This is a genomic window from Levilactobacillus senmaizukei DSM 21775 = NBRC 103853, assembly GCF_001592085.1.
Classification (GTDB): domain Bacteria; phylum Bacillota; class Bacilli; order Lactobacillales; family Lactobacillaceae; genus Levilactobacillus; species Levilactobacillus senmaizukei.
Genome location: NZ_BCWD01000004.1, coordinates 25,658 through 48,591 on the forward strand (window position 1 = coordinate 25,658; position 22,934 = coordinate 48,591).

Consider the following 22,934-nt stretch of genomic DNA (forward strand, 5'->3'; position numbering starts at 1 on the left):
TTACACATTAATCATGGCTAATACTCGTGAATTTCCGCTTGAGAAGACGCGTAACATCGGTATCATGGCCCACATCGATGCCGGGAAGACGACGACTACTGAGCGTATCCTGTATTATACTGGTAAAATCCATAAGATTGGTGAAACCCACGATGGGGCTTCACAAATGGACTGGATGGCCCAAGAACAAGAACGTGGGATTACCATCACTTCTGCAGCGACTACTGCGGAATGGAAGAAGCACCGGATCAACATCATTGATACCCCAGGACACGTTGACTTTACTGTTGAAGTTGAACGTTCCCTCCGTGTCTTAGATGGTGCCGTTGCCGTATTGGATGCCCAAGCTGGTGTTGAACCTCAAACTGAAACGGTTTGGCGTCAAGCATCTGACTTCGACGTTCCACGTATTGTTTTCGTAAACAAGATGGACAAGCTGGGTGCCGACTTCGACTTCTCAGTTAACTCAATCCACGAACGTTTACAAGCTAATGCACTTGCATTGCAAATGACTATTGGTGCCGAAGACGACTTTACCGGTGTGGTTGACTTAATCGAAATGAAAGCCTACGTCTACGATAAGGATGAATTAGGTTCTTCATGGGATACGGTTGACATTCCTGATGATATGAAGGAAGAAGCCCAAAAGCGTCATGAAGCTATGATCGAAAGCGTTGCTGACGTTGACGATGAAATCATGGAAAAGTACCTCGAAGGTGAAGAAATCACCAAAGCCGAATTGAAGGCCGCTATCCGTCGGGCAACGTTGAAGCTGGAATTATTCCCAGTCTTCGCCGGTTCTGCCTTCAAGGATAAGGGTGTTCAGATGTTAATGGATGCCGTTGTGGACTACTTACCATCCCCATTGGATGTTAAGCCATACAACGCAACTGTTCCTGACACTGAAGAAGCCGTTGAATTACGTGCCGATGATGACGCGCCATTCGCTGCCTTAGCATTTAAGGTGGCAACTGACCCATTCGTTGGTCGTTTGACTTACATCCGGGTTTACTCCGGTACTCTGGAAGCTGGTTCTTACGTATTGAACGCTACGAAGGACAAGCGTGAACGGGTTGGTCGTTTGCTGCAAATGCATTCAAATCACCGTCAAGAAATTCCAGAAGTCTTCTCCGGTGATATTGCTGGGGCCATCGGTTTGAAGAACACCACTACTGGTGATTCTTTGACTGACCCAGATCACCCATTACATTTGGAATCAATGGACTTCCCTGAACCAGTTATCCAGGTTGCCATTGAACCAAAGACGAAGGCTGACCAAGCAAAGATGAACGTTGCTCTTCAGAAACTTTCTGAAGAAGACCCAACTTTGAAGGCTGAAACGAACCCTGAAACTGGTGAAACTTTACTTGCTGGGATGGGTGAACTGGCTTTGGATATCATCATCGACCGGATGAAGCGTGAATTCAAGGTTGAAGCTAACATTGGTGCCCCACAAGTTGCCTACCGTGAAGCCTTCACGAAGTCAACTAAGGTCCAAGGTAAGTTCGTTCGTCAATCTGGTGGTAAAGGTCAATATGGTGACGTTTGGATTGAATTCACCCCTAACGAACGTGGTAAGGGTTACGAATTCGAAGACGCCATCGTCGGTGGGGTTGTTCCTCGTGAATTTATCCCTTCAGTTGACCAAGGTCTGAAGGAAGCCATGGCAAACGGTGTCTTAGCCGGTTACCCATTGGTTGACGTTAAGGCCAAGTTATACGATGGTAGTTACCATGAAGTCGATTCTAGTGAAGCTGCCTTTAAGGTTGCTGCATCATTGGCTTTACGTAAGGCTGTTCAAAGTGCCGGTCCAGTTATTCTTGAACCAATCATGAAGGTTGATATCATGGTTCCTGAAGAATACATGGGTGATATCATGGGCCAAGTTACCGCACGTCGTGGTAAGGTTGATGGTATGGAAGCACGTGGTAACGCACAAATGATTCATTCATTCGTTCCGTTATCCGAAATGTTCGGTTACGCGACGACGTTACGTTCTGCATCTCAAGGTCGTGGTACCTTTACCATGACGTTTGACCACTACGAACCAACGCCTAAGAGCGTTCAAGCTGACATTATCAAGAAGAACGGTGGCACTCCAGTCGAAGACTAGTCCTGTCATTTTTCAAAAAGCATGTCTCTACTTCGGTAGGGACGTGCTTTTTTTGCTGAAAATTTTAACCACGGTCTGTGCCGCTTGTGCGGTATAATAGTGGTCAACATTGAAGTTAGAGCAGACAAAGTTATTGAGGTGGTTTGAGAATCATGGAAGAGTTATTTGAACGAGCACCAATCCCTAAAGCATATTTCAAGTTAGCGTTGCCGGTGGTTCTTGGCATGGTTGCTAGTATGGTCTATAACCTAGCAGACACTTATTTTGTCGCGCAAACGCAAAATACGGACCTCGTTGCCGGAGTGGCGTTGTGCACGCCACTATTTTCACTTCTTTTGGCCTTGGGTGATATCTTTGGCTTGGGCGGGAGCTCACTGATCTCTCGCTTATTAGGAGAGAAAGACTATGCCACAGGACGTCGGGTGAGCAGCTTTTGTTTGTATGGGGCTTTAGTTGCCGGCGTTGTGGTAACCATCTTTCTATTACTGTTTACGAAACCAATTTTAGGTTTGTTTGGTGCGACAACTGCCACGGCCCCGTATGCCAGACAGTTTTATCGAATCATGGTTTTCGGAGCGGTGCCCATCATGGTGTCGTTAGTGCCGGGTAACCTTATTCGAACTGAAGGGTTTGCAACCCAGTCGATGGTTGGCACGATGATTGGTACCGGAGTCACGATTATCCTGGACCCTATCCTAATCTTTCCGATGGGGATGGGAGCAGCTGGGGCAGCATTAGCCACAGTTATTGGGTATAGCGTTTCGGCTATCGTGCTGGTTTGGCAAACGAAACGTTACTGTCGAGTAATTTCGATTGATATCCGTCAGAGTCGAGTTAATTGGCAATTAGTTCGCCAGATTTTATTTATCGGTATTCCCGGGGCTCTCACCAATATCATGCAGGCTTTCGGAACGACCGTTTTGAACCGTTATTTGGCAAATTATGGGCCAACTCGGGTAGCCGCCATGGGGATTGTTCTTAAGGTCTATCTAATTGTGATGTTAGTCATGATCGGCTTTGCGTTTGGTGCTCAGCCCTTGGTAGGCTACACCTATGGGGCCCAGGCAATGGAACGATTTCGTCGGGTTTTACGGTTTGACCTGTTAATTGAAGTCGGCTACGCCTTAGTGGTAGCAGTGATTATGATGGTACTTGCGCCGCAAATCATTGGTCTTTTCTTGAAAGATTCGGCGGTTATTACGGCTGGTACGCTGATGCTACGGGCATTCCTGTCTACGACACCATTTGTCGGGGCAATACTGGTCTATACGACGGTCTTTCAAAGTACTGGTAAAGCTGGTGGGGCATTTATTATGTCGATTGCCCGGCAAGGGATCGTGTTTTATTTCATGATCGTTGTAGCTGCAAGGCTCTTTGGATACAACGGGATTATTTGGGCCCAGCCAGCAGCGGATGTGGTAACCTGTCTACTGGGATTGGGACTGGCTCGCACCATTTTTAAACGCCCGGCCTAATGGCCCTTAGCGCTTACGAGACAGTACTTGTTGGCGTTTGTAGATTATGATAGGGGCATAAAGCTTCTATATTAATAGGTAAAGTTAATTCCCAAGTCAAAAAAATGGACAAGAATCAAAGATGAAATTATTTATATTCGTTCGATAAAGTTATGACTGATGAAGCCGACCCTTATTTCACAAAAAGATTTGGGAAATTCCCCGAAAAGCCTTGTCATGCGGCACTTTATTTAGTATGATAGTCAAGTGCTGAATTTCTGAGGGTATTTTTGTGCCCACGGGGTAAGCTCAAAAGTTTAAGCGATGATGTGGGAGATTGCGACACACCCGGCCGCTTTGCCATGAGGGTGTGGCGGGAATTTCCACGGAGTTAGTCTTATTTTTAAAATAGACGAAGGAGGGAACACAATGGCAAAACAAAAAATTCGGATTCGGTTGAAGGCATACGAACATCGTATCCTTGACCAATCAGCGGACAAGATCGTTGAAACAGCTAAGAGAACTGGTGCCACTATTTCTGGTCCAATTCCATTACCAACTGAACGGACGATTTACACCGTATTACGTTCACCACATAAGTTTAAGGACTCACGTGAACAATTCGAAATGCGGACGCACAAGCGTTTGATTGATATCGTTAACCCAACGCCAAAGACAGTTGACTCATTAATGAAGCTCGACCTGCCTAGCGGTGTTGACATCGAAATCAAGTTATAATTTTCAAAGCAACTAATACAATATAATCGGAGGTGTACTCATGACCACAAAAGGAATCTTAGGGAAAAAGGTCGGGATGACGCAAGTCTTCACAGAAGCAGGTGAATTAATCCCAGTTACTGTCGTCGAAGCAACGCCAAACGTTGTGTTACAAGTTAAGACGATGGAAAACGACGGTTACAATGCTATCCAACTTGGTTACCAAGACAAGCGTGAAGTACTCAGCAATAAGCCCGAACAAGGTCATGTAGCAAAAGCAAACACGACTCCTAAGCGCTTCATTCGTGAATTCAAAGATGTTGAGCTGGGAGATTACAAGGTAGCAGATGAAGTTAAAGTTGATACCTTCCAAGCAGGAGACATCGTTGATGTCACCGGTATCACAAAAGGTCATGGATACCAAGGTAACATTCACAAGGACGGCCAAAGCCGTGGCCCTATGGCCCATGGTTCTCGTTACCACCGTCGTCCAGGTTCACTGGGTGCCATCATTAACCGGGTATTCCCTGGCATGAAGCTTCCAGGTCGGATGGGTAACAAGCGTGTTACTATCCAGAACCTTGTCGTTGTAAAGGCAGATGTTGATAACAACGTTCTGTTGATTAAAGGTAATGTGCCTGGTGCCAACAAGTCACTCGTTACGGTTAAGAGTGCTGTTCGCCCACCACGTCCTAAGCAATCTGAAAAATAATTAGGAAGGGAGGATAATTAAATGACAAGCGTAGCATTATACAAACAAGATGGTAGCCAAAACGGCAATGTTGATTTGAACGCCGATGTATTCGGCATCGAGCCTAACGAAAATGTCGTATTCGACACGATTTTGATGCAACGAGCTTCCATGCGCCAAGGGACTCACGCCGTAAAAAACCGGAGTGCAGTTCGTGGTGGTGGTAAGAAGCCATGGCGTCAAAAAGGTACTGGTCGGGCACGTCAAGGTTCCATTCGTTCACCACAATGGGTCGGTGGTGGTGTGGTCTTTGGACCAACCCCTCGCTCATACAGTTACCGCCTTCCTAAGAAGGTTAGCCGTTTAGCATTGAAGTCAGTTCTTTCACAAAAGGTTCTGGATGAAAGCTTCGTCGTTGTAGACGCATTAGCTTTTGACGCTCCTAAGACGAAAGAATTTGCTGCAGTGCTGGCTGGTTTGAATGTCACGACCAAGACGTTAGTTGTCCTTGAAGACGATAACGTTGTTGCTGCATTAGCAGCCCGGAACTTAGCTAACGTTAAGGTAATTCCTGCCAAAGGCTTGAATGTCCTCGATGTTGCTGATGCCGATAAGTTAGTGATTACCCAACCAGCTCTTTCTCAAGTAGAGGAGGTGCTCGCATAATGGAATCACGCGACATTATTTTACGTCCAGTTGTCACTGAAGCAACGATGGCAACCATGGATGAAAAGCGTTACACCTTTGACGTTGATTTACGAGCAACCAAGACACAAGTCAAGCATGCCATTGAAGACATCTTTGACGTTAAGGTCGTTAAGGTCAACATCATGAACTTAAAAGGTAAGAAGAAGCGTCAAGGTCGTTACGAAGGCTTCACTAAGAAGCGTCGTAAGGCTATTGTCAGCTTATCTGCCGACTCAAAAGAAATCAAGTTCTTCAACGAAGACTAAAATTTCAATTATAGGAGGGAAATAACGTGGCGATTAAGAAATACAAACCAACAAGCAATGGTCGTCGTAATATGACGGGTTTGGTTTACAAAGACGTCATCACTAAGACGACTCCTGAAAAGTCATTGCTTGATTCACAAAGTCATTCTGCCGGCCGTAACAATGCTGGGAAGATGACTGTCCGTCATCGTGGCGGTGGTAACAAGCGTCAATACCGGATCATCGACTTTAAGCGTATTAAGGATGATGTTCCAGCAACTGTTAAGGCAATCGAATACGACCCTAACCGGACCGCTAACATTGCTTTACTTGTTTACGCCGATGGTATCAAATCTTACATCATCGCACCTAAGGGCTTAAAGGTTGGCGACAAAGTTCAATCTGGTCCTGAAGCCGATATCAAGATTGGTAACACTTTGCCATTAGCTAACATTCCTTTTGGGACTGTTATTCACAACATTGAATTGAAGCCTGGCAAGGGTGGCCAATTGGTCCGTTCTGCTGGTACCTCAGCTCAATTGTTAGGTAAGGCTAACGACGACAAGTACGTGTTAGTTCGGTTATCATCTGGTGAAGTTCGGATGGTTCTGAAGGTTAACCGTGCAACTATCGGTGCCGTAGGTAACGAAGAACATGAATTAGTTAACGTTGGTAAAGCTGGCCGTACTCGTTGGGCTGGTCAACGTCCTCACGTTCGTGGGTCAGTTATGAACCCTAACGATCACCCACATGGTGGTGGTGAAGGTAAGGCTCCCGTTGGGTTACCATCTCCTCTTTCTCCATGGGGTAAGAAGACTGTTGGTAAGAAGACGCGTTCTAAGAAGAACAAGACTGAGAAGTTCATTGTTCGTCACCGTAAAGGTTCCAAGATGTAATAATCCGGTTAACCGGATGTCAAGAGACCTGGTGTTCATCGTTATAGACGATGCGCCACAAGTAGAGGAGGTTTCATAATGGGTCGTAGTTTGAAAAAAGGACCTTTCGCCGATGCGCACTTGTTAAACAAGATTAACGCACAGAAAGATTCTGACAAGAAGGCCGTCATCAAGACCTGGTCCCGTCGGTCTACTATTTTCCCTAGCTTCATTGGTTATACCATTGCTGTTTATGATGGACGGAAGCATGTACCAGTTTACGTTCAAGAAGACATGGTAGGCCACAAGCTTGGCGAATTCGTACCAACCCGGACTTTCCGTGGTCATGGTGGCGACGACAAAAAAACTCGTTGATAAGGAGGATTAACTAATGGCTGAACAAGTTACATCAGCGCAAGCGACTGCCAAGACGGTTCGGATTGCTGCTCGCAAAATCCGCCTTGTCATCGATCTTATCCGCGGCAAGAGCGTCGCAGAAGCGCTAGCTATCTTACAGTTCACACCCCGTGGAGCATCACCGGTTGTGACGAAAGTTTTAAACTCTGCAATTGCTAACGCAGAAAACAATTTTGACTTAGATCGTCAAGACTTAGTTGTTAGCGAAGCCTATGTGAACGAAGGACCAACCCTTAAGCGGTTCCGTCCTCGTGCCAAAGGCTCTGCTTCACCAATCAACAAGCGTACGAGTCACATTACGGTTGTTGTATCTGAAAAAGAGGAGGGATAACGCGTGGGTCAAAAAGTAAATCCAACTGGATTACGGGTCGGTATCATTCGCGACTGGGAAGCAAAGTGGTATGCTGAAAAGGATTTCGCTGCTTACCTGAAGGAAGACCTTCAAATCCGTAAATTCATCGAAAAGCGTCTTGAAGATGCTTCAGTATCAACTGTTGAGATTGAACGGGCTGCAAACCGCGTCAACATCTCAATTCACACTGCCAAGCCAGGTATGGTTATTGGTAAGGGTGGTTCCGAAGTTGAAAATCTCCGTAAGGAGTTAAACGACTTAACTGGCAAGCGTGTCCACATCAACATCGTGGAAATCAAGAAGCCAGATTTGGATGCCAAATTGGTCGGCGAAAACATTGCTCGTCAATTGGAAGGCCGTGTTGCTTTCCGTCGCGCTATGCGTGGGACGATGCAACGGACTATGCGTTCTGGTGCCAAGGGTATTAAGACGCAAGTTGCTGGTCGTTTGAACGGTGCTGATATGTCCCGTGTCGAAAGCTATGCTGAAGGTACAGTTCCTCTGCACACGTTACGTGCGGACATCGATTATGCATGGGTAGAAGCTCATACAACTTACGGTTCTCTGGGTGTTAAGACTTGGATCTACCGTGGTGAAATTTTACCTGAAAAGAAACAAACTAACGGACAAGGAGGGAAATAGCATGCTGGTACCTAAGCGAGTAAAGTTCCGTCGTGTCCACCGTGGTAAGCTTCGTGGCGAAGCCAAGGGTGGTAAGAGTGTTGCTTTTGGTGACTTTGGTTTACAAGCTCTTGATTCTCATTGGATCACGAACCGTCAAATCGAAGCAGCCCGTGTTGCAATCACTCGTTATATGAAGCGTGGCGGGAAGGTCTGGATTAAGATTTTCCCTCACAAATCCTACACTGAAAAAGGTGTTGGGGTCCGGATGGGTAATGGTAAAGGTACGCCTGCTGGCTGGGTAGCCCCAGTCAAGCGTGGTAAGGTTATGTTTGAAGTGGGTGGCGTTTCAGAAGAGACCGCTCGCGAAGCCTTACGTTTAGCTGCCATGAAGCTTCCCGTTCGTACCAAGGTATTAACTCGAGAGGAAGTAGGTGGCGAATCTAATGAAGACTAAAGAAATCAACGACTTAACCACTGCTGAAATGCTCGATAAAGAAAAGAGCTACAAGGACGAATTATTTAACCTACGTTTCCAATTAGCAACTGGCCAGTTGGAAAACACCGCACGGTTGAAGCAAGTTCGTAAGAACATTGCGCGGATTAAAACCGCTCTTCGCCAACAAGAACTGAACAAGTAGAATACGATAAAAAGGAGGTCACTAATACATGAGTGATGCACGTAATCACCGTAAGGTATATCGGGGTCGTGTTGTTTCCGATAAAATGGACAAAACGATCACTGTCGTCGTAGAAACGACGAAGACGGATGCAAGATATGGCAAGCGTGTCAAGTACTCCAAGAAGTACAAGGCACATGATGAAAACAATGAAGCTCACACGGGCGATGTTGTTACGATCATGGAAACGCGGCCAATGTCTGCTACCAAGCGGTTCCGCTTAGTCGACATTGTTGAAAAAGCAGTAATCATTTAGGTGTCGTTTTTATCGTATTCTGAACTAGAACTGAAGGGAGGACACTAGCTGTGATCCAACAAGAAAGTCGATTAAAGGTTGCCGACAACTCCGGCGCCCGGGAAATCCTGACGATCAAGGTTCTGGGTGGCTCCAAGCGTCGCTACGCCGGAATTGGTGATATTATCGTTGCTACTGTCAAACAAGCAACACCAGGTGGCGTTGTCAAAAAAGGTGATGTTGTAAAGGCTGTTGTTGTACGTACGAAGTCTCGTGTACGTCGTAACGATGGGACTTACATCAGCTTCGATGAAAATGCTGCAGTGCTGATTAAAGACGACAAGAGCCCACAAGGGACTCGGATCTTTGGGCCAGTTGCACGTGAATTACGTGACAACGACTACATGAAGATTATCTCATTAGCACCCGAAGTACTGTAATCAAGAATTGTTTTAACAAGGAGGTGCCCACAGGAATGCTTATTAAAACTGGTGACAAGGTCCGCGTGATCGCTGGCAAAGATAAAGGCAAAGAAGGAACTGTTTCTAAAGTTCTGAACGCTAAGAACCGCGTGATCGTTAAAGGCGTCAATATGATTAAGAAGCACCAAAAAGCTTCTCAAACTAATCCCCAAGGCGGAATTATTGATATTGAAGCACCAATTCACGCATCTAATGTTATGCTCGTCGATCCTTCGAACAACGAACCAACCCGGCTTGGCGTTCGAGTTGAAGATGGTCACAAAGTCCGGTTCTCTAAAAAGTCCGGCGAAACCATCGACAAATAATCATTGAAAGGAGGAACCTCATTTCATGTCAGCTCGTTTAAAAGATAAATACGTTAGTGAAATTACACCAGCATTGGTGGAAAAATTCAATTACAGTTCTGTTATGCAGACACCTAAGATTGAAAAAATCGTATTGAACATGGGTGTTGGTGATGCTGTTGCCAACGCTAAGAACCTTGACGAAGCCGTTGAAGAGCTTGGTTTGATTTCTGGTCAAAAGCCTTTGGTTACTAAGGCCAAGAAGTCAATCGCAACCTTCCGTCTTCGTGAAGGCATGTCAATCGGTGCTAAGGTCACCCTTCGTGGAGACCGTATGTACGAATTCCTGGACAAATTGGTAAACGTGTCATTACCACGTGTTCGTGACTTCCATGGTGTTAGCTCCCGTGCCTTTGATGGTCGTGGGAACTACACGCTGGGTGTTAAGGAACAACTGATTTTCCCAGAAATTAACTTTGATAACGTTAACCGTGTTCGTGGTTTGGACATCGTTATCGTTACGACGGCTAACACTGATGAAGAGTCACGTGAATTATTGACTCAATTCGGTATGCCGTTCGCACACTAATACAAGGAGGTTCACACAAATTGGCTAAGAAATCTCAAATTGCTAAGAACAAGCGTCCTGCGAAGTTCTCTACTCAGAATTACACTCGTTGCGAACGTTGTGGACGTCCACACTCTGTTTATCAAAAGTTCCATCTTTGCCGTATCTGCATGCGCGATCTTGCCCACAAGGGTCAAATCCCTGGCATGAAGAAGGCTAGCTGGTAACACGAATTTTAAACAAAGGGAGGGTAAACGTTAATGTCCATGACTGATCCTATTGCAGACTTCTTGACGCGTATTCGTAACGCCAACATGGTTCGTCACGAATCACTCGAAGTACCTGCATCTAAAATTAAACGTGACATCGCTGAAATCCTGAAGCGCGAAGGTTTCATCCGTAATGTTGAATACATCGATGATGACAAGCAAGGTATCATCCGTGTTTTCCTTAAGTACGGTAAGGATAACCAACGCGTTATCAGTGGTTTAAAGCGTATTTCAAAGCCCGGCTTACGTTCATACGTTAAGGCCGACTCTGTTCCAAAGGTATTAAACGGTTTGGGTATCGCCATCATCTCAACTTCTGAAGGTGTTGTCACTGATAAAGAAGCTCGAGCAAAGAAAATCGGTGGCGAAGTACTCGCTTACGTTTGGTAATAACTTTTAAAAGATAGGAGGTGCCTTTCAGTGAGTCGTATTGGTTATAAGACTGTTAATGTTCCTGAAGGCGTTGAAGTTAAACGCGACGGCGATCAAGTAACTGTTAAAGGTCCTAAGGGTGAATTAACCCGGACGTTCTCTAACGTTATTTCAATGAAGATTAGTGACGGTGCCGTTGATTTCGACCGTCCTGACAACAACAACAAAACCCGTGCACTTCACGGGACGATGCGTGCCAACTTAAACAACATGGTTGAAGGTGTTGCTAAGGGCTTCGCAAAGACCTTGAAGCTGGTCGGTGTTGGTTACCGTGTTCAAGCTAAGGGTAAGACTTTGGTATTGAGCGTTGGTTATTCTAACCCTGTTGAAATGGCTATTCCTGAAACCTTGGACGTCAAGGTTCCAGATAACACCACTATCAACATTTCCGGTATCAGTAAGCAAGAAGTCGGTGACTTCGCTGCTGAAATTCGTGCCGTTCGTTCACCAGAACCTTACAAAGGTAAGGGTATCCGTTACGAAAACGAATATGTTCGAATTCGTGAAGGTAAAACTGGTAAGTAGTATCGCAGCTTAATGCTGATAATTTTACAAAGAGGTGACTATTTTGATTACTAAACCAGATAAAAACAAAACACGTCAAAAGCGTCATATGCGTGTTCGTAACAAAATTTCTGGGAATGCTGAACGCCCACGCTTAAACGTTTTCCGCTCTAACAAAAACATCTACGCTCAAGTCATTGATGACGTAGCGGGTGTCACGCTTGTTAGTGCCTCGACGTTAGATAGCGAAGTAAGCGAAGCAAACAAGACCGACGAAGCTAAGGCTGTTGGTGCTTTGGTTGCCAAGCGTGCTGTCGAAAAGAAAATTACCAATGTAGTGTTTGATCGTGGCGGGTACTTATACCACGGCCGTGTTCAAGCATTGGCAGAAGCTGCTCGCGAAAACGGGCTTAAATTTTAACAGTAAGGAGGAATAACCACACATGGCAAAATTTATTGATCCCGACAAGTTAGAACTTGAAGACAACGTTGTTGCTATCAACCGGATTACTAAGGTTGTAAAAGGTGGCCGTCGTCTACGGTTTTCTGCGCTTGTAATTGTCGGCGATAAGAACGGTCACGTTGGCTTTGGTACTGGTAAAGCTCAAGAAGTCCCAGAAGCTATTCGTAAGGCTGTTGAAGCCGCACGTAAGAACCTGATCGAAGTTCCAATCGTGGGAACGACCATTCCTCACGAAGTACTTGGTGAATATGGTGGGGGCAAGATTATGTTGAAGCCTGCCGCTGAAGGTTCTGGAGTTACCGCTGGTGGTTCAGTTCGTTCCGTCATGGAATTAGCTGGGGTTGCCGACGTTACTTCAAAGCGTTTAGGTTCTAACACACCGGTCAACGCAGTTCGGGCCACTTTTGCTGGCTTAGCTGAGTTGAAGCGGGCTGAAGAAGTTGCCGCTCTCCGTGGTGTCTCTCTTCAACACTTAGCTGAATAAGGAGGGGTATTAAAATGGCTCAATTAAAAGTTACTTTAATTCATAGTGTTGCTCACCGCCTCCCTAAACAGCGTAAGATTGTGGAAGCAATGGGTTTAAATCGGATTAACAGCACGGTTATCCAACCAGATAACGCGGCTACTCGCGGTGCGCTTTTCCAGATTGCTCACTTGATTAAGGTTGAAGAAGTTAAGTAGTTCTAATATCATTAAATAAGGAGGTGCGCAATAGCATGAAGTTGAATGAATTAAAACCTGCTGAAGGCTCACGGAAGGTTCGTAACCGGGTAGGTCGTGGTGATTCATCTGGTAATGGTAAGACCGCTGGTCGTGGCCAAAAAGGTCAAAAAGCTCGTAGCAAAACTCGTCTGGGTTTTGAAGGGGGCCAAATGCCATTATATCGTCGGATCCCAAAGCGTGGGTTTACCAACATTAACCGTAAGGAATTTGCTGTCGTAAACTTAGTTGCTTTGAACGTCTTTGATGATGGTGCTGAAGTGACTCCAGCTGCCTTGGTTGAAGCCGGTATCGTTAAAAACGAAAAGGCTGGCATCAAGATCTTAGGTAACGGTGAGTTAACGAAGAAGTTGACGGTTAAGGCTGCCAAATTCTCCAAGTCAGCTGCCGAAGCTATCGAAGCTGCTGGTGGTAAGACTGAGGTGATCTAATGCTATCAAGCTTGAAAAACGCCTTTAAGATTAAAGATATCCGTAATAAGATTCTCTTTACTCTAATGGTTTTGATTGTCTTTCGGTTGGGTACCTACATTACTGTCCCCGGCATTAACGCAAAGGCACTTCAAAGCGTTGCGTCTTCTGGATTGGTTAGTATTCTAGATACCTTTAGTGGTGGTGGATTGTCTAACTATTCTATCTTTGCGATGGGGGTTTCGCCCTACATCACCGCACAAATCGTTATTCAATTGCTACAAATGGACATCGTTCCGCGCTTCGTTGAATGGAGCAAGCAGGGTGATGTTGGTCGGCGTAAGCTGAACCAAGCAACACGGTACTTAGCGATTGTTTTGGCTTTTGTTCAATCAATCGGGATTACTGCTGGTTTTAGTGCCTTAAGTTCACTAAAGCTGGTTCAAAATCCAAGTATCCAAACATACTTTGCCATTGGGTTAATCCTCACTGGTGGGACCATGTTGACAACCTGGATGGGTGATATGATTACCGACCGGGGCTTGGGTAACGGCGTTTCGATGATTATCTTTGCCGGGATTATTGCCCGGACACCGCAATCCGTTTACCAACTTTACAAGACTTACTTCGTAGATGCTGCTACGGGAACTATTTGGAAGAGTGTGCTGTTCTTAGTTGCTTTACTGGTTCTAGTGCTGATCGTTGTGACCTTCGTAACGTGGGTCCAACAGGCCGAACGTCGGGTGCCGATTCAATACACGCGTCGAGTTTCCGGTTCAGCTGATAACAGTTACTTACCTCTGAAGGTTAACGTTGCCGGTGTTATTCCAGTTATCTTTGCTAGTTCGTTTATTGCCACGCCTCAAACTATTTTGATGGCGTTCCAAAACACTCACTCCCAAGATGCCTGGTACCAGACGCTGACCAACATCTTTAATATGCAAACGCCAGATGGTGCTACTTTGTACACAGTTCTGATCGTTGTGTTCACGTTCTTCTATGCGTTCGTTCAGGTTAACCCTGAAAAGTTAGCCGAGAACCTCCAAAAGCAGGGGAGTTATATCCCAGGCGTTTGGCCAGGTCACGAAACACAGTCATACGTTTCCAATTTGTTGATGCGCCTCAGCACTGTTGGGGCCCTCTTCCTTGGGTTCGTATCCTTACTTCCGTTAGTTGCCCAGAACCTCTGGGACTTAAACGAATCAATTGGTTTAGGTGGTACCAGCCTCTTAATTGTGGTTGGGGTTGCCATTGAAACTATGCGCCAAGTTGACGGATTAATGATGAAGCGCGAATACGTTGGCTTTATCCAAGATCCAGAACCAGCTTAATGAGTTTCCAGCGGGTGTGTTGATTCTATTAGCACACCTGCTTGTGTTTTTCAGGCGAATAATTTCGAAGTAAGGAGAATGAACATGACAGCAATGAATTTAATTCTCATGGGTCTGCCGGGTGCCGGTAAAGGAACGCAAGCTGAAAAGATTATCAAAGAATTCAATTTGCCACATATTTCAACGGGAGATATTTTCCGTGCGGCAATGAAGGATGAAACTGAGATGGGCTTGGCTGCGAAGAAATTTATCGACAAGGGTGAATTGGTACCGGACGAAGTTACTAATGGCATCGTTCGTGACCGGTTGGCCAAAGACGATACTCAAGATGGGTTCATGTTGGATGGTTTTCCTCGTTCCATCGTTCAAGCCGAGGCGCTCGATACGTTTGGGCCTGAACTTGGACGGACCATCAACGCCGTGATTAATATCCACGTCGAACCAGATGTCTTGGTCGAACGGCTTTCGGTTCGTTACATCTGCCGCACTTGTGGTGCGACGTACCATAAGCTCTACAAGCAGCCTAAGGTCGAAGGTACCTGTGATGTTTGTGGAGGTCATGACTTCTATCAACGTGAGGACGATAAGCCGGAAACGGTTAAGAACCGGTTAGCGGTTAATTTAAAGATGAATACACCGTTGATTGATTACTACACCAAGAAAAACTTACTGTTCACTGTTGATGGTGACCGGGACATCGATGATGTTTACGTCGACATTGAAAAGATCCTGAAAAACCTGTAGGAATCTCTCGTTCTTGCGTCCACGTGAGAAATGTGGTAGACTTATTCAGGTTTAGCCTGCAAATGGCACTTTTATGCTGTCTGCAGGCGCTGGGTGGGAGCAAGATCCTTGTTCCTACCGCTTTTACGTGTATTTTACACGCAATTAAAAGGAGGTACTTTCGTGGCGAAGAGCGATGTCATCGAAGTCGAAGGTAAAGTTACCGAAACATTACCTAACGCAACGTTTCGGGTCGAATTAGAGAACGGTCATGAAATTCTCGCTCACGTTTCTGGTAAGATCCGGATGCACTACATCCGTATTCTGCCTGGTGATCGAGTAACTGTTGAAATGTCACCGTATGACTTGTCCAAAGGCCGGATTACTTATCGCTTTAAGTAACGGTTAGGACTGATGTAGGAGGGATACTCATGAAGGTAAGACCATCAGTTAAGCCAATGTGCGAACACTGCAAGGTTATCAAGCGTAAGGGCCGAGTAATGGTTATTTGCTCAGCTAACCCTAAGCATAAACAACGCCAGGGTAAGTAATTTCAATTTATAGGAGGTGCAATTAAATGCCACGTATTGCTGGAGTGGATTTACCACGTGATAAGCGAATCGCTTATGGTTTGACTTACATTTTTGGAATTGGTATTAACACGGCACACAAGATCATTGCTGATGCCGGAGTTTCTGAAGACGTTCGGGTTCGTGATTTAACGCCTGACCAAGAAGACAAGGTTCGTGCCGAAGTCGACAAGTACAAGGTCGAAGGGGATTTACGGCGTGAAGTTAGTCTGAACATTAAGAACTTACAAGAAATTGGTTCTTATCGTGGGATGCGTCACCGTCGTGGACTGCCTGTTCGCGGTCAACACACCAAAAACAATGCCCGCACTCGGAAGGGTAAAGCCGTTTCGATTGCCGGTAAGAAGAAGTAAGGGAGGTTTATCACTTTATGGCTACTAGAAAAACTAGTCGCAAGCGCCGGGTCAAGAAGAATATTGAAGCCGGTGTTGCACATATCCATGCTACGTTTAACAACACATTGGTCATGATTACTGACGTTCAAGGGAACGCTATCGCCTGGTCATCAGCCGGTGCATTAGGTTTCAAGGGTAGTCGGAAGTCAACGCCATTCGCTGCTCAAATGGCCGCTGAAGCTGCTGCTAAGGCATCACAAGAACACGGTATCAAGTCTGTTGAAGTTGCTGTCAAAGGTCCTGGTTCAGGACGTGAAGCTGCAATCCGGGCAATCCAGGCTGCTGGCATTGAAATCTCAGCTATTCGAGACGTTACGCCAGTTCCTCATAATGGTACTCGTCCTCCAAAGCGCCGTCGGGTTTAGTCGTGAGCGTTTCATTAATGAGGGCAACCTTCATGATGGGATTGACTTATAGAAGCTCAACGCGGTTTGAAAGGGGTAAACGATAAGAATGATTGAATTTGAAAAGCCTAACATTCATAAAATTGATGAGAGTAACAACTACGGTAAGATTGTTGTTGAACCGTTAGAACGTGGTTACGGGACAACGCTTGGCAACTCTTTACGGCGGATCTTACTTTCTTCATTACCTGGTGCAGCTGTTACCAGCATTCAAATCGACGGGGTTCTGCATGAGTTTTCAACTGTAGAAGGAGTCGTTGAAGACGTCACGCAAATCATCTTAAATGTTAAGAAGATTGCGTTGAAGTTAAACGGTTCTGACGATCAGGAAGAAACAATGGAGATTAACGTTAAAGGACCTGCACAAGTCACTGCCGGTGACATTGTAACGGGTGCTGATGTTGATGTTCTGAACCCAGATCTGTACATTGCTACGGTTGCCGATGGGGCAACGTTCCATATGCGGATGACGGCGGACAAGGGTCGGGGCTATGTTTCTGCTGACGAGAATAAAGCTCGTAACACGGACATGCCTATCGGCGTTTTGGCTGTTGATTCCATTTATACCCCAATCGAACGGGTTAACTACCAAGTAGAGAATGCACGGGTTGGCCAGCGGGCTGACTACGATAAATTGACCCTGGATGTTTGGACAAACGGTTCAATTAATCCAAGCGAAGCCATTGCATTGGCTGCTAAGATCTTGACCGAACATCTGGCTATGTTTGTCGATTTGACCGACGAAGCTAAGAATGCGGAAATCATGGTTGAAAAGGAAGAGACTCACAAGGAAAAGATGCTTGAGATGACCATCGAAGAGCTTGACTTGTCCGTCCGTTCTTACAACTGCTTGAAACGTGCTGGTATCAACACGGTTCAAGAATTGAACAACAAGACCGAAGCAGACATGATGAAGGTTCGTAACTTGGGTCGCAAGTCCCTTGAAGAAGTCAAAGCTAAGTTAGCCGACTTAGGTTTATCACTTCGGAAGGAAGACTAATTTTAGACACTCAAAGGAGGGTTTCTGGTTATGAGTTACCGTAAATTACAACGGACTAGTTCTCAACGTCGTGCCTTATTACGCGATTTGACCACTAGTTTAATCTTGAACGGCCGCATCGAAACGACTGAAGCACGCGCTAAGGAAGTTCGGAAAACGGCTGACCAAATGATTACTTTAGGTAAGCAAGGCGACTTACATGCTCGTCGGCAAGCTGCTACTTTCATCCGTAACGTGGTTGCAGATGTTAAAGAAGATGGCGACGATGTTGTTGTTACCAGCGCATTACAAAAGGTATTCAGCGAATTAGCACCTAAGTACGCAGACCGTAAGGGTGGTTACACGCGTATCTTGAAGACGATGCCTCGTCGTGGTGATGGTGCCGCAATGGCTATCTTAGAATTCGTCGACTAACCTTGTTTAGTTTGCAATTCAGGGAGTAATCGCATCCCTAAACGCGATTCACAATTTTCAAATTAATCACTAGGACCATGTGGTATAGAGCGCTATGATGATGGAATTTCCGAGTCTAGCTTGAATGGGGGCTTTGCCTCAGCGCCGCTGGTTTGTTAGTGATTTTTTTTGTACATAAAATTAAGCTCATCCGGTTTAACAAGGCAGGGCTAATGCTAACCAGTCAGTTCGCATTAGAGTGGTCGTGTTGGACACTGGTGGGCTTTATTTGCAGCTTGGGCAGAACTATTCGTGACGGACTGAGGACGGCTTAGAGTGGTTGATATTACCTTTCTAGTACATAAAGTTTTGTGGTCGCCAATTGGCGGGAAAAATTCCAGCCAATTCAGCGCAATGTCGTCCAACCACTACGCCTGATGGTGAACTTTTGGTATAATAACGAGTGACTTTTAAATTAGAGGAGCGTGGACGGCGGATGGATAATATCATTGAAGTTAAGCAGCTTACTTATCGTTACAGTGATCAAGAGCGGCCGGCACTCAGTGACATTAATTTTACCGTTCAGCCAGGTGAGTGGTTAGCGATTGTCGGCCACAATGGTAGCGGTAAATCGACGCTGGCTAAGTGTTTGGATGGCCTATTGCCATTTAGTGAAGGGACCGTTACAGTTGGTGGCACGACATTAACCGAGGAGACTGTCTGGACCGTACGGGAGCAGATCGGCATGATTTTCCAAAACCCCGATAACCAGTTCGTTGGTGCCACTGTTGAAGACGATGTGGCTTTTGGCTTGGAAAATCGTCAGGTTCCTCGTGATGAGATGATCCCGCGGGTGCAAGCGGCGTTGGATGAAGTGGGAATGGCCGATTTTGCTCAACGACAACCGAGCTCGCTTTCTGGCGGGCAGAAACAACGAGTTGCCTTGGCAGGGATCGTAGCCATCACCCCGGACATTTTAATCTTAGATGAGGCAACGAGTATGTTGGATCCACTAGGCCGGACCGCCATGTTGAAATTGGTTCGCCAGTTGCGACATGACCAAGACCTAACCGTGATTTCCATCACCCACGATATTAATGAAGCGGCCGGGGCAGACCGCATCTTAGTGATCGACGATGGCAAGTTGGTTGAAGAGGCCTCACCGCAAGAGATCTTTTCTAAGGGAGACCAACTGATTGCCCTAGGATTGGATATCCCTTTTGTAGCAAAATTGAAAGCGGCCCTGAAGACCAGGGGGATTGTGCCCCCTGCAGATTATCAGACGACGACGGAAATGGAGGACTGGTTGTGGCGATCACTTTCGAACACGTAGATTTCACCTATCAGGCCGGAACACCAATGGCTAATCCGGCGTTAACGGACATTTCATTTTCGGCTCCTGATAACTGTTTTCTAGCCATTATTGGACATACGGGTAGTGGTAAATCCACCTTGATTCAACAGATTAACGCACTGTTGAAGCCCACGGCCGGTCAGATTAAGATTGATGACTTCACCATTACTCCCAAGACGACTAATGCCGATTTGAAGCCATTACGACGCCACGTTGGGATGGTTTTTCAATTTCCAGAAAGCCAGTTATTTGCGGAGACGGTCCGACAGGATATTGCGTTTGGCCCCCAGAACTTCGGCATGAGTGAAGACGATGCGTTAGTATTGGCCGATAAGATGTTGGAAGATGTTGGCCTAAGCACGGTATATGCTGATCGGTCCCCCTTTGAATTATCGGGCGGCCAAATGCGGCGGGTAGCGATTGCTGGCGTGTTGGCTATGCAGCCTAAGGTGCTCATCCTAGATGAACCCACGGCCGGCTTGGACCCACAGGGGCGTCAGGAGATGATGAGTCTCTTTGAACGGCTCCATCGCGAACAGGGCCTGAGTATCATTTTGGTTACGCATCAGATGGAAGATGTTGCGCAGTATGCCGAAGAGGTTGCAGTGATGCGGCAGGGACGATTAGTAAAGTATGGGGCAACGCGGGAGATCTTTGCCGATCCCCAGTGGTTAACCGAAAATCAGCTGGCAGAACCCATCGCCGCACAATTTGCGCAAAATCTGAGTCGCCGTGGAATAACCTGGTCAGCATGGCCCTTAACGGCCGAAGAGTTGGCGGATCAGTTAGCCAGTCAATGGCCAAAGGGGGAACGAACCGATGTCTAGTATCCTATTCGGGCGTTATTTACCCCTTGATTCTGTGGTTCATCGCCTCGACCCGCGGGCCAAGCTCTTGTTAAGCTTCTTTTACATCGTTTTAGTCTTTATGGCTAATAGCTTGTGGAGCTATGTTATTTTGGTCGCGATGACCTTGGGAGCCATTCTGGCCTCTAAGATTAATCTGGGATTCTTTTTGAAGGGCATTCGGCCCTTACTGTGGCTGATTATTTTCACAGTGATTGTCCAGATGCTCTTTAGTCCAGTGGGCGGACATACCTACTTTCACTGGGCATTCTTGCGAATTACGACCCTGGGAATCATTACGGCTGGGATCATTGCGGTGCGGTTCCTATTGATTATTATGACCTCGACGTTATTGACGCTGACCACCCAGCCCTTGGATATTGCGACTGGGCTCGCTTCATTGATGAAACCCCTACGGTGGGTCAAGGTCCCCGTGGACACGCTGGCGATGATGTTATCAATTGCGTTACGGTTTGTGCCGACCTTGATGGATGAGGCGGTCAAGATTATGAATGCCCAGCGTGCTCGGGGCGTGGACTTTGGCGAGGGAAACCTCTTTAAGCAAGCCCATTCCCTGATCCCGTTGATGATTCCGTTATTTATGAGTGCCTTTAATCGGGCAGAAGATTTATCGATTGCGATGGAGGCTCGTGGTTACCAGGACAGTGAGCATCGCAGTCAGTACCGAATTTTAACCTGGCATCGTCGTGATACGATCACCTGGTTAATTTTTGCCATTGGATTTGCGGCGATTCTGGTATTTCGTCGTTGGTAGGAGGAACCCATGCAACGTTACAAGGTTACGTTAATGTATGATGGCACAGACTTCGCTGGATTTCAGCGGCAGCCTAATAAGCGGACGGTCGAAAGTGTTTTGACCAAGGTTATCAATAAGATGGCCAAGAATCCGCAGCCCGCAATTAAGATTTACGGTTCTGGACGAACCGACGCAGGTGTCCATGCCTTGGCCCAGGTCGTTCACTTCGACTTTCCCTTTAATATTCCCGCAGATAACATGCGTAAGGGCTTAAACAGCATGTTATCCATGGATATGGAGGTGTTGAAGGTTGAGGAGGTTCCAGCAACCTTTCATGCTCGGTATGATGTTTCTGGTAAACGTTATCTTTACCGGATGGATATGGGGGAGTTCCGCAACCCCTTTAAGCGGCATTATACGGGGCAGTGGAAGTTTCCCGTGGATCTAGACAAGATTAATCAGGCTTGTGCCGATTTAGTCGGTGAACATGACTTTACCAGCTTCGTGGCTTCTGGCGCGCAGACTCGGACGTTTGTGCGGACGATCTATGAGGCCAGTTGTTGGGTCGACAAGGCCAATAACGAATTGGTATTTGAGTTTTACGGGAATGGCTTCATGTACAATCAGGTACGGATTATGGTTGGTGTGTTAGTCGAAATTGGGTCTGGAACGCGTCCCGTTCATGATATTCTACGGTTATATGAGGTCAAGGACCGTAAGCAGGCGCGGCGGACTGTACCGGCCGCGGGCTTGTATTTGAAACATGTCTATTACCAAGGTGAGGATCCGGAACACCCGACGAAATTGCCCCAACGGCAGCGGTAATTTGGTTCTGGGGACAAACAATCATTGACTTTATGGGTAAAACTTTGTATTATGGTTGTTGGTATTGTTTGCCCCACGATAAGCCCCGGAAAGTTTACTTGGTGTCAGACAAACACAGATTTATGGAGGAATTTAACGTGCGTACAACTTATATTGCAAAACCAAACGATGTTGACCGCAAATGGTACATCGTCGACGCAACTGACGTTAGTTTAGGTCGGCTTGCTTCGGTCGTTGCTTCTGTATTACGTGGTAAGAACAAGCCAACGTTCACCCCTAACGTGGACACTGGTGACAACGTAATCGTCATCAACGCTGAAAAGGTCGCTTTAACTGGCCGTAAGGCAACTAACAAGATTTACTACCACCATACCGGTTTCGCCGGTGGCTTGAAGTCACGGACTGCTGGTAACTTCCGGGATCAAAACCCAGAAAAGTTGATCGAAACTTCTGTACAAGGTATGCTCCCTAAGAACTCCTTAGGTCACCAAATGGCATTGAAGCTTCACGTGTACGCTGGTGAAGACCACAAGCACGAAGCACAAAAGCCAGAAGTATTAGACATTACTAACCTAATCTAAGGAGGAAACCAAATTGGCACAAGTTCAATATCGCGGCACTGGCCGTCGTAAAAACTCCTCTGCACGGGTACGTTTAGTACCAGGCTCAGGTAAGATCGTTATGAACAACAAGGCAATTGAAGATTACATTCCATTCGCAAGTATTCGTGAAGTTGTTTTACAACCATTCAACGTTACGGAAACTCTTGGTAACTATGATGCATTAGTTACTGTGCGTGGTGGCGGTTTCTCCGGTCAAGCCGGTGCAACTCGTCATGGGATTGCTCGGGCATTGCTCGAAGTAGACCCAGACTTCCGTGGTCCGCTTAAGCGTGCAGGTCTGTTGACCCGTGACGCTCGGATGAAGGAACGTAAGAAGCCAGGTCTGAAGAAGGCACGTAAGGCTTCACAATTCTCAAAGCGTTAATATTTCGATATTACATTTTGGGCGAGCTCTCACCGTTATGGTGGGGGCTTTTTTGTTTGTCTGGAGCATGGCTATGGCCGGATGCTGTCACAGATCGGTTGCCTGACATTA

General features: G+C 46.3%; 37 protein-coding genes. All 37 read left to right on the forward strand.

Features of this window, described 5'->3' with window-relative positions; all coding sequences use genetic code 11:
- Window positions 1-13: 13 nt before the first annotated feature.
- The 37 genes from fusA to rpsI all read left to right on the forward strand — a co-directional run bounded on the left by fusA (window position 14) and on the right by rpsI (window position 22,823).
- Window positions 14-2,113, forward strand: a complete 2,100-nt coding sequence (gene fusA / locus LSE01S_RS02265) for an elongation factor G (RefSeq protein WP_061776008.1) — start codon at window positions 14-16, stop codon at window positions 2,111-2,113.
- Window positions 2,114-2,265: 152 nt separating this feature from the next.
- On the forward strand, window positions 2,266-3,588 hold the full coding sequence (locus tag LSE01S_RS02270; protein ID WP_061776009.1) for an MATE family efflux transporter: 1,323 nt from the start codon (window positions 2,266-2,268) through the stop codon (window positions 3,586-3,588).
- 408 nt (window positions 3,589-3,996) lie between these two features.
- Complete coding sequence (gene rpsJ / locus LSE01S_RS02275; protein ID WP_003638059.1) at window positions 3,997-4,305, forward strand: 30S ribosomal protein S10; 309 nt, start codon at window positions 3,997-3,999, stop codon at window positions 4,303-4,305.
- Window positions 4,306-4,345: 40 nt separating this feature from the next.
- A complete protein-coding gene (rplC, locus tag LSE01S_RS02280) occupies window positions 4,346-4,996 on the forward strand; it encodes a 50S ribosomal protein L3 (RefSeq protein WP_061776010.1) in 651 nt (216 codons plus the stop codon).
- 21 nt (window positions 4,997-5,017) lie between these two features.
- Window positions 5,018-5,641 (forward strand): 50S ribosomal protein L4, encoded by a 624-nt coding sequence (gene rplD, locus LSE01S_RS02285; protein ID WP_061776011.1) that lies wholly within the window; start codon window positions 5,018-5,020, stop codon window positions 5,639-5,641.
- Window positions 5,641-5,928, forward strand: coding sequence for a 50S ribosomal protein L23 (rplW, locus tag LSE01S_RS02290; RefSeq protein ID WP_061776012.1), 288 nt, complete (start codon window positions 5,641-5,643; stop codon window positions 5,926-5,928). The genes rplD and rplW overlap by 1 nt, the downstream gene beginning before the upstream one ends.
- A 26-nt stretch (window positions 5,929-5,954) precedes the next feature.
- A complete protein-coding gene (rplB, locus tag LSE01S_RS02295; RefSeq protein ID WP_061776013.1) occupies window positions 5,955-6,803 on the forward strand; it encodes a 50S ribosomal protein L2 in 849 nt (282 codons plus the stop codon).
- Window positions 6,804-6,881: 78 nt separating this feature from the next.
- Window positions 6,882-7,157, forward strand: coding sequence for a 30S ribosomal protein S19 (gene rpsS / locus LSE01S_RS02300; protein ID WP_061776014.1), 276 nt, complete (start codon window positions 6,882-6,884; stop codon window positions 7,155-7,157).
- Between the two features lie 16 nt (window positions 7,158-7,173).
- Window positions 7,174-7,530, forward strand: coding sequence for a 50S ribosomal protein L22 (gene rplV, locus LSE01S_RS02305; protein WP_061776015.1), 357 nt, complete (start codon window positions 7,174-7,176; stop codon window positions 7,528-7,530).
- 3 nt (window positions 7,531-7,533) lie between these two features.
- Window positions 7,534-8,193: a 30S ribosomal protein S3 gene (rpsC, locus tag LSE01S_RS02310; protein WP_061776016.1), complete on the forward strand. Its 660-nt coding sequence runs from the start codon at window positions 7,534-7,536 to the stop codon at window positions 8,191-8,193.
- A gap of 1 nt (window position 8,194) precedes the next feature.
- Window positions 8,195-8,629, forward strand: a complete 435-nt coding sequence (gene rplP / locus LSE01S_RS02315; protein ID WP_061776017.1) for a 50S ribosomal protein L16 — start codon at window positions 8,195-8,197, stop codon at window positions 8,627-8,629.
- Window positions 8,619-8,813, forward strand: a complete 195-nt coding sequence (rpmC, locus tag LSE01S_RS02320; protein WP_061776018.1) for a 50S ribosomal protein L29 — start codon at window positions 8,619-8,621, stop codon at window positions 8,811-8,813. The genes rplP and rpmC overlap by 11 nt, the downstream gene beginning before the upstream one ends.
- Window positions 8,814-8,841: 28 nt before the next feature.
- Complete coding sequence (rpsQ, locus tag LSE01S_RS02325) at window positions 8,842-9,108, forward strand: 30S ribosomal protein S17 (protein WP_061776019.1); 267 nt, start codon at window positions 8,842-8,844, stop codon at window positions 9,106-9,108.
- Between the two features lie 50 nt (window positions 9,109-9,158).
- Window positions 9,159-9,527: a 50S ribosomal protein L14 gene (rplN, locus tag LSE01S_RS02330; RefSeq protein ID WP_061776020.1), complete on the forward strand. Its 369-nt coding sequence runs from the start codon at window positions 9,159-9,161 to the stop codon at window positions 9,525-9,527.
- Window positions 9,528-9,562: 35 nt separating this feature from the next.
- Window positions 9,563-9,874 (forward strand): 50S ribosomal protein L24, encoded by a 312-nt coding sequence (gene rplX / locus LSE01S_RS02335; protein ID WP_061776021.1) that lies wholly within the window; start codon window positions 9,563-9,565, stop codon window positions 9,872-9,874.
- 25 nt (window positions 9,875-9,899) lie between these two features.
- The gene (gene rplE / locus LSE01S_RS02340; protein WP_061776022.1) at window positions 9,900-10,442 is read left to right on the forward strand and encodes a 50S ribosomal protein L5; all 543 of its coding nucleotides are present in this window, start codon (window positions 9,900-9,902) and stop codon (window positions 10,440-10,442) included.
- A 20-nt stretch (window positions 10,443-10,462) separates the two neighbouring features.
- Window positions 10,463-10,648 (forward strand): type Z 30S ribosomal protein S14, encoded by a 186-nt coding sequence (locus LSE01S_RS02345; RefSeq protein WP_061776023.1) that lies wholly within the window; start codon window positions 10,463-10,465, stop codon window positions 10,646-10,648.
- A gap of 33 nt (window positions 10,649-10,681) precedes the next feature.
- Window positions 10,682-11,080, forward strand: a complete 399-nt coding sequence (gene rpsH / locus LSE01S_RS02350) for a 30S ribosomal protein S8 (RefSeq protein ID WP_061776024.1) — start codon at window positions 10,682-10,684, stop codon at window positions 11,078-11,080.
- 30 nt (window positions 11,081-11,110) lie between these two features.
- Window positions 11,111-11,647, forward strand: coding sequence for a 50S ribosomal protein L6 (rplF, locus tag LSE01S_RS02355; protein ID WP_061776025.1), 537 nt, complete (start codon window positions 11,111-11,113; stop codon window positions 11,645-11,647).
- Window positions 11,648-11,681: 34 nt separating this feature from the next.
- Window positions 11,682-12,047 carry a 50S ribosomal protein L18 gene (gene rplR, locus LSE01S_RS02360; protein ID WP_061776026.1) on the forward strand — a complete coding sequence of 122 codons (366 nt, stop codon included), beginning with the start codon at window positions 11,682-11,684 and terminating at the stop codon, window positions 12,045-12,047.
- 22 nt (window positions 12,048-12,069) lie between these two features.
- A complete protein-coding gene (gene rpsE, locus LSE01S_RS02365) occupies window positions 12,070-12,573 on the forward strand; it encodes a 30S ribosomal protein S5 (RefSeq protein WP_061776027.1) in 504 nt (167 codons plus the stop codon).
- A gap of 14 nt (window positions 12,574-12,587) precedes the next feature.
- Window positions 12,588-12,770 (forward strand): 50S ribosomal protein L30, encoded by a 183-nt coding sequence (gene rpmD / locus LSE01S_RS02370; protein ID WP_061776028.1) that lies wholly within the window; start codon window positions 12,588-12,590, stop codon window positions 12,768-12,770.
- Window positions 12,771-12,805: 35 nt separating this feature from the next.
- Window positions 12,806-13,240 (forward strand): 50S ribosomal protein L15, encoded by a 435-nt coding sequence (gene rplO, locus LSE01S_RS02375; protein ID WP_061776029.1) that lies wholly within the window; start codon window positions 12,806-12,808, stop codon window positions 13,238-13,240.
- A complete protein-coding gene (secY, locus tag LSE01S_RS02380; protein WP_061776030.1) occupies window positions 13,240-14,550 on the forward strand; it encodes a preprotein translocase subunit SecY in 1,311 nt (436 codons plus the stop codon). Before rplO ends, secY begins: the two co-directional genes overlap by 1 nt.
- Before the next feature lie 93 nt (window positions 14,551-14,643).
- The gene (locus LSE01S_RS02385) at window positions 14,644-15,294 is read left to right on the forward strand and encodes an adenylate kinase (RefSeq protein WP_305775254.1); all 651 of its coding nucleotides are present in this window, start codon (window positions 14,644-14,646) and stop codon (window positions 15,292-15,294) included.
- Between the two features lie 162 nt (window positions 15,295-15,456).
- A complete protein-coding gene (infA, locus tag LSE01S_RS02390; protein WP_061776032.1) occupies window positions 15,457-15,675 on the forward strand; it encodes a translation initiation factor IF-1 in 219 nt (72 codons plus the stop codon).
- Window positions 15,676-15,704: 29 nt separating this feature from the next.
- Window positions 15,705-15,824: a 50S ribosomal protein L36 gene (rpmJ, locus tag LSE01S_RS02395; RefSeq protein WP_011668476.1), complete on the forward strand. Its 120-nt coding sequence runs from the start codon at window positions 15,705-15,707 to the stop codon at window positions 15,822-15,824.
- A 26-nt stretch (window positions 15,825-15,850) separates the two neighbouring features.
- Entirely contained in the window at window positions 15,851-16,216 is a 366-nt protein-coding gene (gene rpsM, locus LSE01S_RS02400; protein ID WP_061776033.1) for a 30S ribosomal protein S13, read from the forward strand.
- Window positions 16,217-16,233: 17 nt separating this feature from the next.
- On the forward strand, window positions 16,234-16,623 hold the full coding sequence (gene rpsK / locus LSE01S_RS02405; protein ID WP_061776034.1) for a 30S ribosomal protein S11: 390 nt from the start codon (window positions 16,234-16,236) through the stop codon (window positions 16,621-16,623).
- Window positions 16,624-16,711: 88 nt separating this feature from the next.
- Window positions 16,712-17,662, forward strand: a complete 951-nt coding sequence (locus LSE01S_RS02410) for a DNA-directed RNA polymerase subunit alpha (protein ID WP_061776035.1) — start codon at window positions 16,712-16,714, stop codon at window positions 17,660-17,662.
- Window positions 17,663-17,692: 30 nt separating this feature from the next.
- Window positions 17,693-18,076 carry a 50S ribosomal protein L17 gene (rplQ, locus tag LSE01S_RS02415; protein ID WP_061776036.1) on the forward strand — a complete coding sequence of 128 codons (384 nt, stop codon included), beginning with the start codon at window positions 17,693-17,695 and terminating at the stop codon, window positions 18,074-18,076.
- A gap of 475 nt (window positions 18,077-18,551) precedes the next feature.
- Window positions 18,552-19,388 (forward strand): energy-coupling factor ABC transporter ATP-binding protein, encoded by an 837-nt coding sequence (locus tag LSE01S_RS02420; protein ID WP_061776037.1) that lies wholly within the window; start codon window positions 18,552-18,554, stop codon window positions 19,386-19,388.
- Window positions 19,364-20,236: an energy-coupling factor ABC transporter ATP-binding protein gene (locus LSE01S_RS02425; protein ID WP_061776038.1), complete on the forward strand. Its 873-nt coding sequence runs from the start codon at window positions 19,364-19,366 to the stop codon at window positions 20,234-20,236. Before LSE01S_RS02420 ends, LSE01S_RS02425 begins: the two co-directional genes overlap by 25 nt.
- Window positions 20,229-21,029, forward strand: coding sequence for an energy-coupling factor transporter transmembrane component T family protein (locus tag LSE01S_RS02430; protein WP_061776039.1), 801 nt, complete (start codon window positions 20,229-20,231; stop codon window positions 21,027-21,029). Before LSE01S_RS02425 ends, LSE01S_RS02430 begins: the two co-directional genes overlap by 8 nt.
- A gap of 9 nt (window positions 21,030-21,038) precedes the next feature.
- Entirely contained in the window at window positions 21,039-21,836 is a 798-nt protein-coding gene (gene truA / locus LSE01S_RS02435) for a tRNA pseudouridine(38-40) synthase TruA (protein ID WP_061776040.1), read from the forward strand.
- A gap of 137 nt (window positions 21,837-21,973) precedes the next feature.
- Window positions 21,974-22,417 (forward strand): 50S ribosomal protein L13, encoded by a 444-nt coding sequence (rplM, locus tag LSE01S_RS02440; protein WP_061776041.1) that lies wholly within the window; start codon window positions 21,974-21,976, stop codon window positions 22,415-22,417.
- Window positions 22,418-22,430: 13 nt separating this feature from the next.
- Window positions 22,431-22,823: a 30S ribosomal protein S9 gene (gene rpsI / locus LSE01S_RS02445; RefSeq protein ID WP_011668466.1), complete on the forward strand. Its 393-nt coding sequence runs from the start codon at window positions 22,431-22,433 to the stop codon at window positions 22,821-22,823.
- Window positions 22,824-22,934 lie beyond the last annotated feature (111 nt).

Excerpts from the sequence above, each read along its gene's own strand:
- fusA (WP_061776008.1), top strand. The coding sequence starts at position 14 with ATGGCTAATACTCGTGAATTTCCGCTTGAGAAGACGCGTAACATCGGT.
- LSE01S_RS02270 (WP_061776009.1), top strand. The coding sequence starts at position 2,266 with ATGGAAGAGTTATTTGAACGAGCACCAATCCCTAAAGCATATTTCAAG.
- rpsJ (WP_003638059.1), top strand. The coding sequence starts at position 3,997 with ATGGCAAAACAAAAAATTCGGATTCGGTTGAAGGCATACGAACATCGT.
- rplC (WP_061776010.1), top strand. The coding sequence starts at position 4,346 with ATGACCACAAAAGGAATCTTAGGGAAAAAGGTCGGGATGACGCAAGTC.
- rplD (WP_061776011.1), top strand. The coding sequence starts at position 5,018 with ATGACAAGCGTAGCATTATACAAACAAGATGGTAGCCAAAACGGCAAT.
- rplW (WP_061776012.1), top strand. The coding sequence starts at position 5,641 with ATGGAATCACGCGACATTATTTTACGTCCAGTTGTCACTGAAGCAACG.
- rpsS (WP_061776014.1), top strand. The coding sequence starts at position 6,882 with ATGGGTCGTAGTTTGAAAAAAGGACCTTTCGCCGATGCGCACTTGTTA.
- rplV (WP_061776015.1), top strand. The coding sequence starts at position 7,174 with ATGGCTGAACAAGTTACATCAGCGCAAGCGACTGCCAAGACGGTTCGG.
- rplP (WP_061776017.1), top strand. The coding sequence starts at position 8,195 with ATGCTGGTACCTAAGCGAGTAAAGTTCCGTCGTGTCCACCGTGGTAAG.
- rpmC (WP_061776018.1), top strand. The coding sequence starts at position 8,619 with ATGAAGACTAAAGAAATCAACGACTTAACCACTGCTGAAATGCTCGAT.
- rpsQ (WP_061776019.1), top strand. The coding sequence starts at position 8,842 with ATGAGTGATGCACGTAATCACCGTAAGGTATATCGGGGTCGTGTTGTT.
- rplX (WP_061776021.1), top strand. The coding sequence starts at position 9,563 with ATGCTTATTAAAACTGGTGACAAGGTCCGCGTGATCGCTGGCAAAGAT.
- rplE (WP_061776022.1), top strand. The coding sequence starts at position 9,900 with ATGTCAGCTCGTTTAAAAGATAAATACGTTAGTGAAATTACACCAGCA.
- rpsH (WP_061776024.1), top strand. The coding sequence starts at position 10,682 with ATGTCCATGACTGATCCTATTGCAGACTTCTTGACGCGTATTCGTAAC.
- rpsE (WP_061776027.1), top strand. The coding sequence starts at position 12,070 with ATGGCAAAATTTATTGATCCCGACAAGTTAGAACTTGAAGACAACGTT.
- rpmD (WP_061776028.1), top strand. The coding sequence starts at position 12,588 with ATGGCTCAATTAAAAGTTACTTTAATTCATAGTGTTGCTCACCGCCTC.
- rplO (WP_061776029.1), top strand. The coding sequence starts at position 12,806 with ATGAAGTTGAATGAATTAAAACCTGCTGAAGGCTCACGGAAGGTTCGT.
- secY (WP_061776030.1), top strand. The coding sequence starts at position 13,240 with ATGCTATCAAGCTTGAAAAACGCCTTTAAGATTAAAGATATCCGTAAT.
- LSE01S_RS02385 (WP_305775254.1), top strand. The coding sequence starts at position 14,644 with ATGAATTTAATTCTCATGGGTCTGCCGGGTGCCGGTAAAGGAACGCAA.
- rpmJ (WP_011668476.1), top strand. The coding sequence starts at position 15,705 with ATGAAGGTAAGACCATCAGTTAAGCCAATGTGCGAACACTGCAAGGTT.
- rpsM (WP_061776033.1), top strand. The coding sequence starts at position 15,851 with ATGCCACGTATTGCTGGAGTGGATTTACCACGTGATAAGCGAATCGCT.
- rpsK (WP_061776034.1), top strand. The coding sequence starts at position 16,234 with ATGGCTACTAGAAAAACTAGTCGCAAGCGCCGGGTCAAGAAGAATATT.
- LSE01S_RS02410 (WP_061776035.1), top strand. The coding sequence starts at position 16,712 with ATGATTGAATTTGAAAAGCCTAACATTCATAAAATTGATGAGAGTAAC.
- rplQ (WP_061776036.1), top strand. The coding sequence starts at position 17,693 with ATGAGTTACCGTAAATTACAACGGACTAGTTCTCAACGTCGTGCCTTA.
- LSE01S_RS02420 (WP_061776037.1), top strand. The coding sequence starts at position 18,552 with ATGGATAATATCATTGAAGTTAAGCAGCTTACTTATCGTTACAGTGAT.
- LSE01S_RS02430 (WP_061776039.1), top strand. The coding sequence starts at position 20,229 with ATGTCTAGTATCCTATTCGGGCGTTATTTACCCCTTGATTCTGTGGTT.
- truA (WP_061776040.1), top strand. The coding sequence starts at position 21,039 with ATGCAACGTTACAAGGTTACGTTAATGTATGATGGCACAGACTTCGCT.